General features: G+C 65.5%; 6 protein-coding genes. 3 read left to right on the plus strand and 3 right to left on the minus strand.

Annotation, left to right across the window (positions count from 1 at the left end; translation table 11 throughout):
* Both ACT3TS_RS12785 and ftsY read right to left on the minus strand, forming a co-directional pair.
* The coding region (locus ACT3TS_RS12785) for a choice-of-anchor G family protein (RefSeq protein WP_444531901.1) at positions 1-1,938 on the minus strand (1,938 nt) is incomplete at its 3' end.
* Positions 1,939-2,374: 436 nt separating this feature from the next.
* Positions 2,375-3,568, minus strand: a complete 1,194-nt coding sequence (gene ftsY, locus ACT3TS_RS12790) for a signal recognition particle-docking protein FtsY (RefSeq protein WP_444531902.1) — start codon at positions 3,566-3,568, stop codon at positions 2,375-2,377.
* A gap of 72 nt (positions 3,569-3,640) precedes the next feature.
* Here ftsY and ACT3TS_RS12795 point away from each other — a divergent pair, with 72 nt between their 5' ends.
* Positions 3,641-4,858, plus strand: a complete 1,218-nt coding sequence (locus ACT3TS_RS12795) for an MFS transporter (RefSeq protein ID WP_444531903.1) — start codon at positions 3,641-3,643, stop codon at positions 4,856-4,858.
* Between the two features lie 174 nt (positions 4,859-5,032).
* Here ACT3TS_RS12795 and smc read toward each other — a convergent pair whose 3' ends face one another.
* Positions 5,033-8,701 (minus strand): chromosome segregation protein SMC, encoded by a 3,669-nt coding sequence (gene smc, locus ACT3TS_RS12800; protein WP_444531904.1) that lies wholly within the window; start codon positions 8,699-8,701, stop codon positions 5,033-5,035.
* 251 nt (positions 8,702-8,952) lie between these two features.
* Here smc and ACT3TS_RS12805 point away from each other — a divergent pair, with 251 nt between their 5' ends.
* Together ACT3TS_RS12805 and ACT3TS_RS12810 are read left to right on the plus strand one after the other, a co-directional pair.
* A complete protein-coding gene (locus tag ACT3TS_RS12805) occupies positions 8,953-9,978 on the plus strand; it encodes a 3-oxoacyl-ACP synthase III (protein WP_444531905.1) in 1,026 nt (341 codons plus the stop codon).
* On the plus strand, positions 9,972-12,746 hold the full coding sequence (locus ACT3TS_RS12810; RefSeq protein WP_444531906.1) for an alpha/beta fold hydrolase: 2,775 nt from the start codon (positions 9,972-9,974) through the stop codon (positions 12,744-12,746). Before ACT3TS_RS12805 ends, ACT3TS_RS12810 begins: the two co-directional genes overlap by 7 nt.
* Positions 12,747-12,805: the final 59 nt, after the last annotated feature.

Genomic DNA, 12,805 nt, shown 5'->3' on the forward strand with positions numbered 1-12,805 from the left:
CTCAGCCGTGTTCACAGCAGTGTTCTCGGCACCATTCTCAGCCGTGTTCACAGCAGTGTTCTCAGTTGTGTTGTCTGCGGTGTTGTCATCATTCGTAACTGCCAACGGGGTTGTCGCCTCGTCGCCACCTGCTGTAGTTGCCTCTACCTGGAAGTCAGTGCCTGCAGCAGTTTCTGCGGGAACCGTCAGCGTCGCGGTGATTTCACCGGCGGCGTTTGACAGCACGGTAACAGGTGCACCAATCGGGTTGCCTGATCCGTCAACAATCTGAACAGTGACGTCCGTGTTGGCCGGGAAGTTCTCGCCGGTAACAACTGTGGTGTCACCGTCCGGAACGGTGCTGGGTGTTGCAATGATTGTCGGTTCGACAACCACCGGAGTGTCCAGAGCCCTCACAGTAGACGTAGCCAAGCTAACCTTGGCTGCATCCAGCGAGGGCAGCAGGGTCAAGGTCAGCGCGCTGACGGTGAATGACTCTGCACCCAAGAGACCCGGAGTGGGCTGCTCGTTGATCGTGATCTGGACCAGGCTTGCAAGGATTCCATCAATGACCGGGGTAAGACCGATTACCAAGGGTGCCACCGCGCCGGAGACCAGCGTGCCAACTCCGTCCAGTACCGGGTTCAAGACAGTACCAACAGCACCCTTGATCAGGGGAAGTGCCACTGTGTTGAGCGCCACCGTCAAGGTAGTCTCAATGAGGCCCGCACCAAGACCGGTCAGGTTCACATCGACAATCGGGTCCGTTGCATCGGTTCCGAGAAGCTGACCAAGTGATGCATCAATTGTCGCCGTACCTCCGACGATACCGGCTTCAACAGTTGCCGTAGTTACAAGGCGAATCGAGTTGATAGCATTCTTGATTTCCTGGGTAACGGTTGCTGTCAGGTCATCAATTGCCAGCCCAAGAGCCGTAGTAACGGCTGCAAGAGTTGCAGCATTGATTACTTCAGTGTTGGGTGCCTGGCCATTCAATCCGTTGACTGAGTCAAAGGCCTTGGCGAGGTCAAGCGAAACAACGCCTGTGCCGAGATTAATATTGACGATGCCGTTGGGATCGGAAGCATTCTTGGTGATGAGGTTCGTTTTGACACCGTTCAGCGCCGTATCAACACCATCCAAGCCAATAACTACGTCACTCAGACCGATTCCAGCCAGATTCAGGCTTCCCAGAATCCCTGTGATCGTTCCAAGCAGTGGGCTGTCTGTACCTGCAACATCGTTGAGCGTGACGCCGAGGCCATCAACAACTTCGCCAACAGCCGTAGTCAAATTACCAACGGCAGGGCTTTCGATGTTGACCTTGGCATCGGCAACCAGGTACTCGGAGCTGACAGCTCCAGCATTCTCGGTTGCCGTCGATGCGAGGGCACCGATCTCGAGGCTGAGTTCACGAACGATAGGGTCCGTCGCCGGGTCAAGTCCAAGCTGCGCAAGCAGACTGGTCAGGTCGACCTTGGCGTTGCCGGTCTTGCCGCCTGCGTTGCCATCAACAGCGATCGCACCGTCTTCGCCCACAGCACCAGCCGCAGCAGCGGCTTCGGTCGCTGTCGGCGCAGATGCGTAGCTGTTCAATACACCCAAGGCACCCAAGTCAAGCAAGCCGCTGTTGGTTCCGTCGTTAAGCAACGGCAACGTCAGCGAGCCCAAGTCCAACCCAAGTGCACCCAAGAGCTCAAGGTTGATCGGTTCGGCGTTGGGGCCAAGGTTGCTTGGGTTGCCAGCAGTACTGGTCGCCACATCAAGCAAGTCCAGCGTGAGCAAGTCGGTCGAGATGACCTGGCCCATAGCCTCGGAGTCATCTTCCGGCGCTGCGCTCGCTCCACCCATGGACATGAACACCATGCTGGCCGCGACACCGCCCGCCAAGATTTTTGAGCCCGTGCGGAGAGATCGGGCACCCCGACCGCTTGCGCGGTTCCTTATTTCGTCTATCACTTTGTTCCTTTCAACGCACTTTTCGAAAAGTAGACGCGCATGAACGCCCCCCGCAAGTGAGGCTACAAAGTCGAACAGCAGTAACAGGAATACCAATAGGGGGCTGCGGCCTAGCCATCGGGGCGGAACGTGTTAGGCGTTCGGTTAACGATAAATACCCATATGGGCAATACTCCTTATAGGGAAGGAAAGAGGCTGCACATATAAGTTTCATATTTGCCGGGATCATTGGGCGTCGCAACCATTCCTCGGATTGGCCACCTGGCTATACATTGGACCATTGCCCAAGATTCCGTGACCTGCGCGTTATCTCCCGCGCAGCCCAGCCCACTAAATCGTTACGATAAAGTTAAACAAAAGTGCCCGCCAAGGCGGGCACTTTACGTCTTTCGGTCACATGGCGACCCGCACGGGGACGCCACGGGAAATTACTGAATTAATTCAGCAGCGCATCCACAAAGCTTTCGGCCTCAAAGGGGGCCAGATCGTCGGCCCCTTCACCGAGGCCAATAAGCTTCACGGGCACACCGAGCGTCTTCTGGATGGCCACCACGATGCCGCCCTTTGCGGTGCCGTCGAGCTTGGTCAGCACGATGCCGGAAATGTTCACAACCTCGGCAAAGACCTTCGCCTGGGTGAGCCCGTTCTGGCCGGTGGTCGCATCCAGGACCAGCAGGACCTCATCAACAGTTGCCTGCTTTTCAATGACACGCTTGACCTTCCCCAGCTCGTCCATCAGGCCGACCTTGTTTTGCAGGCGGCCGGCGGTGTCAATCATGACCACATCAACTTCCTGCTCGATGCCTGCCTTCACCGCCTCAAAGGCGACCGACGCCGGGTCTGCCCCGTCGACGTCGGACTTCACGGTGGGAACACCCACGCGCGCACCCCAGGTGGCCAGCTGCTCGGCGGCCGCGGCACGGAAGGTGTCGGCCGCGCCAAGGAGCACGTCCTTGTCCTCGGCGACGAGCACGCGGGCCAGCTTGCCAACCGTGGTGGTCTTGCCCACGCCGTTGACGCCGACAACCATCAGAATCGCCGGGCGGCCGTCGTGGCGTTCAATGTTCAGGCTGCGGTCCATGGTGGGATCGACCAGCTTGACCAGCTCTTCGCGCAGCATCGCCTGGACATGCTCGGGGCTGCGGACACCCAAAACCTTCACGCGATCGCGCAGCGTGTCGACCAATTCCATGGTGGAATCGGTGCCAATGTCGGCCAGCAGCAGCGTCTCTTCAACCTCTTCCCACACATCTTCATCGATGGTGTCGCGGGACAGCAGCGCCAGCAGCCCCTTGCCCAGCGCGTTGTTGGACTTCGCCAGGCGCGCGCGCAGGCGCACCAGCCGGCCTTCAACGGGCAGCGGCTTCTCGAGCGTCGGGGCCGCAGGAGCTTCCGGTACAACTTCGGCGGTTTCCACGTCCGACGGCGGGACCTGGGTTTCCGGGCGATCCTCCACCAGGGTGCCGCCGCCTTGGGCATCGGTGGCATCCAGCGGGGCCGGGTCATTGGCGTCGCGCGGACCAACGTAGTTTTGCTTGTTGCGCCCGGCCTTCAGGAAGACGGGAATGAGACCGCCGATGATGGCGAGCCCTACGACAATGGACACAATGATGAGGAGAGTATCGTTCACTCCCCCAGTCTCTCACGGGGGCTGCCAGCGACTGCCTTCCTCCCGCGTGTGGCAAACTCTTAGCTGATGCCAATGACCAGTCCCCAGTCCCGTAAAGTTTCCGAGCCGGATGCTGTGAAGCTACCCCGCGAGATCAAGGTCCTGGTCGCCGCGGCGTTCCTCATCGCCATCGGTTTTGGCATTGTGGCCCCGGTCCTGCCGCAATTCGCCCAGAGTTTCGACGTCAGTGTGGCAGCGGCCGCCGTGGTGGTCAGCGCCTTCGCGTTCACCCGGCTGGTCTTCGCCCCGCTGAGCGGCTGGCTCGTGGAGCGCATGGGTGAACGACGCACCTACATACTGGGAATCCTCATTGTTGGCGCCTCCTCTGCCGCCTGCGCCTTTGCCGGCAACTATTGGCAGCTGCTGCTGTTCAGGGGCTTGGGCGGAATTGGCTCCACCATGTTTACCGTCGCCGCGATGGGCCTGCTCATCCGGATGGCTCCGCCGAAAGCTCGCGGCCGCGTCTCCAGCTTGTATTCCGGCTCGTTCCTGCTCGGCAACATCGCCGGCCCCGCGGTGGGCGGGCTGCTCGCAGGTTTGGGCATGCAGCTGCCGTTCCTTGTTTACGCCGCGGCACTGCTGCTGGTGGCGATTCTTGTGGCCACCTTCCTACCTGCGGCGATCCCCGTTCCTGTGCATGAGCGTGGCCAAGCCGCCCTGAAAAAGAACATCCTGCCGCTGCGCGAGGCGCTCGGCCTGCCCGCCTACAGGGCCGTACTGACGTCGGGCTTCGCCAACGGCTGGTCCGCCTTCGGCATCCGCATGGCCCTGGTTCCGCTCTTTGCCACCGCCGCTCTGGGCGCCGGACCCGAGGTCGCGGGCATCTCCCTCGCCGTGTTCGCGATTGGCACCGGGGTGGCGCTCACCTTCTCCGGCAAGCTAGCCGACACTTGGGGCCGCAAGCCCATGATCCTGTCCGGGCTGGCCGTGAACGGCGTTGCCATGGGCGTTCTGGGCTTCACCGGAAACGAGTTCTGGTTCTTCCTGGTCTCAGCGATCGCCGGCCTGGGCAGCGGGCTCATGGGCCCGGCCCAGCAGGCCACGGTGGCCGACGTGATTGGCAACGACCGCTCGGGCGGCAAGGTGCTGGCCACCTTCCAGATGAGTTCGGACCTGGGCGCGATCATCGGTCCCATCGCCGCCGGCTTTCTGGTGGACGAGTTCTCCTACGGCGTGGCATTCCTCATGGCCACGGCCGTTGCCGCGGTCAGTTTCCTGTTCTGGCTGCCCGCAAAGGACCCGCACCCTTAAAAAGCTGTGTGGCAGCTGTTGGCCAGTCGGCGTGGGAAGACGCATGCGCGCCACACCGGGTGCGGCCGACAACGTGGTAGTTACGTTCTAGACAACACCCAGCCATATGTGATCGAGCGTTCCCGAAAAACCACCCACAAGTGATCGAGCGTTCGTCAGAGGGGAGGGCCGGAGTCAGGCTGGCGATTCGGCGCGGTCCATGCGCTGGCTGATGACCGTGGAGACGCCGTCGCCGCGCATCGACACCCCGTACAGGGCGTCGGCGACGTCCATGGTGCGCTTTTGGTGCGTGATGATGATGAGCTGGCTGGATTCGCGCAGCTCCTCAAAGAGCGTGATGAGGCGGCCAAGGTTCGTGTCGTCCAGGGCGGCCTCGACCTCGTCCATCACATAGAACGGCGACGGGCGGGCCTTGAAAATCGCCACCAGCAGGGCCACCGCCGTCAGCGATCGTTCCCCGCCCGACAACAGTGACAGCCGCTTGATCCTCTTGCCGGCGGGCCGGGCCTCCACCTCGATGCCCGTGGTCAGCATGTCGGACGGGTCGGTCAGGACCAGCCGGCCCTCGCCGCCGGGGAACAGCCGGCCAAAGACCTGCTCAAACTGCACGGCCGTGTCGGCGTAGGCGGCCGTGAAGACCTCCTCGACGCGCTGGTCCACTTCCTTGATGATGTCCATCAGGTCCCTGCGGCTGGACTTGAGGTCCTCCAGCTGCGAAGACAGGAACTGGTGGCGTTCCTCCAGCGCCGCAAATTCCTCCAGCGCCAGCGGGTTCACCTTGCCCAGGGCCGCCAGGTCGCGCTCGGCACGCTTGAGCCGCTTTTCCTGCTCCTCCCGCACAAACGGGGTGCCCTCACGGATTTCGTCGCCGGAATCGTCCACTTCAACGCGCAGCGCCGCCCACTTGTCGGTAACCTCGCCCGGGCCCAGCGGCACCAGCGTCTCTGGCCCGTACTCGCGCAGCAGGTGGTCGACGCTCAGGCCCAACTCCTCAATGGACTTGTTCTCCAGCGTTTCAATGCGCAGGCGCTGTGCCGCCCGGGCCATTTCGTCCTTGTGCACGGTGTCCGTGAGCTTCGCCAGTTCCTTCTCAGCCTCCACGGTCGCGGCGCGGACGGCCATCAGCTCAACCTCGCGGGCGGCCCGCTGCTCCTCGGCTTCGTCCCGGACACGCTCGGCCAGCGCAATCGACTCGTCCACAAACACCAAAATGTGCTCGGCCGCCTTGGCCACGGCGGCAGCCTTCTTCGCCTGGAACAGCCGGCGGTTGGCCCGTTGCGCAGCCTGCTCCCGGGCCGTCCGCTCGGTGGCCGCGGCCCGTTCCAGTGCTGCGGCCCGGTTGCGCGCCGTGTTCAGCGCCTCCTCGGTGCTCCGCAGCGAAAGCCTCGTCTCCATTTCCACGGCGCGCGCGGCAGCGGCTGCGGCTGCCAGGGTGTCGCGTTCCTCCATGGAAGGCTCGACGTCGGCGGGAGCCTCCTGCGCCTGGGCCAGCCGGGCGGCAATCTCCTCGAGCGACTGCTGTTCGGTGGCAAGATTTGCCGTGGCCGCGTTCAACGACTGGGCATGCCGCTCCGACTCCCCCGCCGCCGACCGCAAGGTGGCCCCCAGCGCCCCAAGCCGCTCGGCAACCGCCGCCAGCCGCGCATCGGACTCGTGCAGGGCCGCCAGGGCACCGGCTTCCGCCTCTGCCAGCCCGGCGCGCTGCGACTGCAATCCGGCCAGCGCAAACCGCGCCTGCTCCCCGCGCGCCGTGGCAGCATGAAGCGCCGCCTCGGTTTCGTCGACGGCGGCCTGCAGTTCCAGCAGCGACGGCGCCGTGGCGGAGCCGCCCTTCAGGTAAAACGCCGTCACGACATCCCCCTGGGCCGTCACGGCCGTCAACCCGGCATCGCGGTCAAGGACCTGTTTGGCGGCAGCCAGATCCGGCACGAGCACCACGGCGGCCAGCAACGCATCCAGCGCCGCGTCAAGCTCCGCGGGGCCGCTGACCTGTGCACGTCCGACGGCGGCACCCGCCACCGCGTCGGCCGCGCCTGCCGCTGCCGCCAGCTTCGCGGCCACCTCCCGGTTGGGGTGCCGTTCGTCGCCGGGCTGATCCATGCCGCCAACGGACTCCCCCGCACCGGCACCGGCACCGGCCACGACCAGGGTGACGCGTCCGCCGTCGTGCTTCTTGACAAGTTCAAGGGCATCCAGCGCGGCCGCAGCATCGCTGACAGCCACGCCCTCGGCCGCCGCGTCAAGTGCTGCCGCGATGGCTGTTTCATGGCTGGGAACCACCCGGATCAGCTGCGCCATGGACGCCATGACGCCGGCCGGGCGGGCCTCGAGCAGGTGTGCGCTGGCGTCCTTGCGCAGCAGGCCCACGGCGAGTGCGTCGCGGCGGGCTGTGAGGGAATCGCGTTCACGCTCGGCGGCGAGCTGGTCCTCGGTGACGGCCTGGATTTGTCCGTCAAGCCCGGCCAGGGCCTCGGCGGCCACCTCGTAGTCCGCGTCGAGGCGTTCCTCGCCGGATTCCACCCCGGCAACCTGCGACTCCAGCGCGGCAAACTCCTCGGCCGCGGCGCTGTGCCTGTCGGCGCCGGCGGCCTTGCTCTGGTGCAGTCGGCCGATTTCAGCCTCGGCCGACTCAACCCGGGACCGGGCGGAGGCAACCTTGCCGGCCAGCTTGGCCAGCCCCTCGCGCCGGTCGGCGGTGGCGCGCAACTGCGCCCGGACGCGCTGTTCCTCGGCACGGACGGCGGATTCGGCGTCTTCCTTGATCTCCATGGCCGTCTCCAGGCCGTAGCGCCGCTCCTCCAACGCCATGTCCAGTTCAGCCTCTTCGGCACGCAGGCGGGCGGCCTGCCCGGCGAGCTTGTCGGGGTCGCGGCTGGGGTCCGGGGCGGCGTCGGCGGCACCCAGGTGTCGCTGGCGTTCGGCGGCCAGCGCGCCCAGCGCCTTCAGCTGGTCACGCGTTGCGCACAGCTGATACCAATCATCACGGGCCGCGTTCAGCACGGGCGTGGCCGCGGCGGCTGCCTGTTCGAGCCCGGCCTGCCGCTCCCTGCCGCCCTGCAGCTGCTGCTCCACCAGTTCGCGCCGGTTCTTCAACGCCAGCTCGGCCGCTTCGTCACGTTCGACGGCGGTGCCCAACGTCACAATGTCATCGGCCAGCAGGCGTGCCCTGGCGTCGCGGACGTCAAACTGCACGCTCTGGGCGCGCCTGGCCACGGCAGCCTGCTTGCCCAACGGGGTGAGCTGGCGGCGGATCTCGCCCGTCAAGTCCGTCAGCCGGGCCAGGTTGGCGGACATGGCGTCCAGTTTGCGCAGCGTCTTTTCCTTGCGGCGGCGGTGTTTGAGAATGCCGGCGGCTTCTTCGATGAAGCCGCGGCGGTCCTCGGCCGTGGCGTGCAGGACCTTGTCCAGCTGCCCCTGGCCGACTATGACATGCATCTCCCTGCCCAGGCCCGAATCGGACAGGAGCTCTTGAATGTCCAGCAGCCGGCAGGCGGTCCCGTTGATGGCGTATTCGGAGCCGCCGGCCCTGAAGAGGGTGCGGGAGATGGTGACTTCGGCGTAGTCGATCGGCAGGGCGCCGTCGGCATTGTCAATGGTCAGGGCAACGTGGGCCCGGCCCAGCGGCGGGCGCCCCGAGGTGCCGGCGAAGATGACGTCCTCCATCTTGCCGCCGCGCAGTGTCTTGGCGCCTTGTTCGCCCATGACCCAGGCCAGGGCGTCCACCACGTTGGACTTGCCCGAGCCGTTGGGCCCAACCACAGCCGTGACACCGGGTTCAAAGTCAAAGGTGGTGGCCGAGGCGAAGGACTTGAATCCGCGCACGGAAAGACTTTTTAGATGCAAACTGTATTCTTCTCCTGCGCCGGACTGTTTCTCACCTGCCAATCTACCGTGAATCTCCCCGGCCCACGCGGGAGCGGCGCGCGTGTATGCAAAGTGGCGCATGTGCACGAACACCCCTCCAAGGTGCATAGTTAAGGGTGGGTCTTGATCTGTACGGGGGGCCAGTCAAGGCAGTCCCGGACGATTTAAGGCACAGTCACTGGATTTCCGGTGCCGTCTGACACCGAACACCACAAGAAAAAGGCTGGATTTTGATCGGCAACGCAACGTTTCGTCACCACAACACCGCCTTGCTCGCTGTTTCAAGCATTGAGGCTCCCGTTGTCGTCAAGTCCAGCGACTTTGACACCCGGCTGGCCCCGAGCCTGAAACGGCTGCGCCTCTCCAAGCGGCTGTTGGAACGTGTCGCAGGTGTGGAGGAACGCCGCTGGTGGGCGCCCGGAACGGACTTCGACGACGCCGCCATCGAAGCGGGCGCCAAGGCCCTGGCCGAGGCCGGGATTGAAGCCGGCCAGATCGGGCTGTTGATCAACACCTCCGTCACCCGGCGCAACCTTGAACCCTCCGTGGCCGTGAAAATCCACCACGGGCTGGGACTGCCGTCCTCGGCGATGAACTTTGACGTGGCCAACGCCTGCCTTGGCTTTGTCAACGGCATGACCCTGGCCGCCAACATGATTGATTCGGGCCAGATCCAGTACGCCTTGATTGTTGCCGGCGAAGACGCCCAGGCAACCCAGGAGACTACGTTCCGGCGGCTCAACGCCGAGACCTCCACCCGTGAGGACTACCTGAAGGAATTTGCCACGCTGACGTTGGGCTCGGGAGCGGCAGCAGCCGTGATCGGCCGGGCGGACCTGCACCCCGGCGGCCACCGCATTGTGGGCGGCGTTTCACGGGCCGGCACCCAGCACCACGAACTGTGCGTTGGCGGGCCCGACGGCATGTTCACGGATACCAAGGGTTTGCTGGACAACGGCCTGGAACTTGTCACGGATGCGTGGGACGAAGCCCACACCGACGGCTGGAACTGGCGCTCGATGGACCGCTACGTCACCCACCAGGTCTCGAACTCGTACACCAATGCCATCATCAAGGCCGTGGACCTGGTCCGGGGCAAGGTCCCGATCACGTTCCCGAAGTGGGGCAACGTGGGCCCGGCATCGCTGCCCATGACACTGGCCCAGGAATCCCAGAGCCTCAACGCCGGCGACCGCGTGCTGTGCATGGGCGTCGGCTCCGGGCTGAACACCGCCATGATGGAAATTGCGTGGTAGCAGTGGCTTCGCTGGACCTTGACTCTCCGGCGGGCGGCAAGTCCGAGCCGTGGCCCGGCGTTCAGGGCAGTTGGCGGCGGAACCTTTCTGTGCCGTCCACCTCAGCCGTTGATCCGGCCGGCACGTCCCGGCAGTGGCATTATTTGGACAATGAGGCCGACGTGCTGGCCACCGGAATGGAGCCCGTCGGAACCTTGCTGTGCGTGCACGGCAACCCCACGTGGTCCTATCTTTGGCGGACCCTGCTCTCCGGGGCCACCTCCCCCGCAACCCTCGCCGCCGGCGGCCCGTGGCGCGTCATCGCCGTGGACCAGCTCGACATGGGTTTCTCCGAACGCACCGGCACCTTCCGCCGCCTCGAGGACCGCATCAACGACCTCGGCGACCTCACCGCCGCCATCGGCCTCACCGGGCCGGTCGTAAGCGTCGGCCACGACTGGGGCGGCCTCATCTCGCTGGGCTGGGCCACCCGCCACCGCGAACAGCTGGCCGCCGTGGTCCTGACCAACACCGCAGTGCACCCGGCCGGATTCTCCCTGCCCCCTGCCTTGAAGCTTGCCCTGCACCCCGCCGTCCACAAATGGGGCACGACGACGTCGTCCGCCTTCCTGCGCGTGACGCACGGTTTGGCGCAGCCTGCCCTGGCCGACGACGTCCGGACAGCCTTCATGGCCCCGTACCAAACTGCGTCCCGCAGGGCCGGCGTGGGCAATTTCGTCGCCGACATTCCCGCCGCCGAGGGCCACCCCTCGAGGGCTGCGCTGGACACCGTATCCTCCGACATCCGCACCCTTGGCGTGCCCGCGTTCATGATGTGGGGCCCCAAGGACCCGGTGTTCTCCGACCGCTACCTGCGTGACCTGCTGACCCGCCTGCCACAGGCCGACGTGCACCGTTTCGAAGGCGCAAGCCACCTGGTCCAGGAAGACCGCGACATCGCCACACCCACCTTTGCGTGGCTGGCCAAAAACGTCCTGGGTGCCGGCGCCATTGCTGGCATTGAGACTGGTGCTGGGAGCGAGACTTCGGCCCAGTACGTTCCGATGCTTGCGGAAGTGGACGCACGCCGATCTGACAACACCACCGCCATCGTCGACATGCTGCCGGCCGGCACTGCCGACCATGCCGCTCCCGCTGCCCCGAGGGGCCCGCGCGTGGACGTGGGCCGTGGCGAGCTTGCGGGCTTCGGCGCCACCCGCCACCTGACGTGGTCACAGCTGGCCCGGGACGTGGACGACCTCGCCGCCGGACTCCGCGAGCTCGGCGTGCAGGCCGGGGACAGGGTCAGCCTGCTCGTCCCTCCCGGCATCAACCTGACAACCTTGATCTACGCGTGCCTGCGCCTCGGCGCCGTCATCGTGGTGGCCGACGCGGGGCTGGGCACCAAGGGCATGAGCCGCGCCATCAAGGGTGCCGGCCCCGACTACTTGATTGGCATTGAGCGGGCGCTGGCCGGTGCCCGGTTGTACAACTGGCCCGGCGTCAAGATCGCCGCCGAGGACTTCACGCCGGCCACCGCCGGCGCCAAGAAGGCATTGTTTGGTGTTGCCGCCACGGTGCCGCAGCTCATGGCCAATGGCCGGGTGGTGCGGCTCGCCGGAAACGCGCAGGCCTTTGCCCCCGTCGCGGCCGACGCTGACGCTGCCGTGCTGTTCACCTCCGGTTCCACCGGCCCGGCCAAGGGCGTCGTGTACACAAACCGGCGGCTGGCAGCCATGCGCGACACGCTCAAGGCAACGTACCGCCTCGAGGCCGGCACCGCCCTGGTGGCCGGCTTCGCGCCGTTCGCCCTGCTGGGTCCGGCCCTGGGCGCCACCACTGTCACCCCCGACATGGACGTCACGGCGCCGCGCACCCTCACGGCCCAGGCCCTGGCCAATGCGGCCGCCGCCATCGACGCCACCGTGGTCTTCGCCTCACCGGCCGCCCTCGTGAACGTCGTGGCGACCGCAGCGGAACTCCTGCCAGCGCAGCAAAAGGCATTGGCCGACGTCGGACTTGTCTTGTCAGCGGGGGCTCCCCTGGCCCAGCACCTGCTCACCAAGGTCCAGCAGCTGGCACCCAATGCGGCCCTGCACACTCCGTACGGCATGACCGAGGCGCTGCCCGTCACCGACATTGACCTGCCGGGCATTCGTGCCGCCGGCGTGGGCAATGGCGTGTGCGTGGGCACTGCGGTCAGCGGCGCGTCGGTGGCGATTGCGCCGGTGTCGGCCGATGGCGTTGTGGTGCCCGAGCCGACCACCGAGGCCGGCGTGACGGGTGAGATTTTGGTGCGCGCCCCGCATGTGAAGGCCCGCTACGACCGTTTGTGGATCACCCAGGAGCTCAGCACCTTAATCCCCGGCTGGCACCGCAGCGGCGATGTGGGGCACCTGGATGCCGCGGGGCGACTCTGGGTGGAGGGCCGGATGGAACACATCCTGACCACCGCCGGCGGCGTGAAGACTCCGGTTGCCGCCGAGCAGGCTGCGGAACTGGTGCCCGCTGTCTTCCGGGCCGCCATTGTTGGTGTTGGTCCGGCCGGCACGCAGGCCGCTGTTGCGATTGTGGAGACGGTGCCGCCCGTGAAACGGGCAGGCCTGGCTTCAGCCGGGCTGGCAGCTTCGGTCCGGGCCGCCGCATTGTCGGTTGATGTGCCGCTGGCTGCCGTGCTCGTCATTGACTCCATGCCCACCGATGTGCGGCACAATTCCAAGATCGACCGTGCCAAGCTGTCCCGCTGGGCAGCCCGAATGCTGGCAGGCGAGAAGGCGGGCAAGCCGTGAGCGCCGCTTCCTCCGGGGCTGGTTCTTCCAGGACGACTTCTTCCAAAACTGCCACCAAC

The sequence above is a fragment of the Specibacter sp. AOP5-B1-6 genome (genome assembly GCF_052376555.1).
GTDB lineage: Bacteria > Actinomycetota > Actinomycetes > Actinomycetales > Micrococcaceae > Specibacter.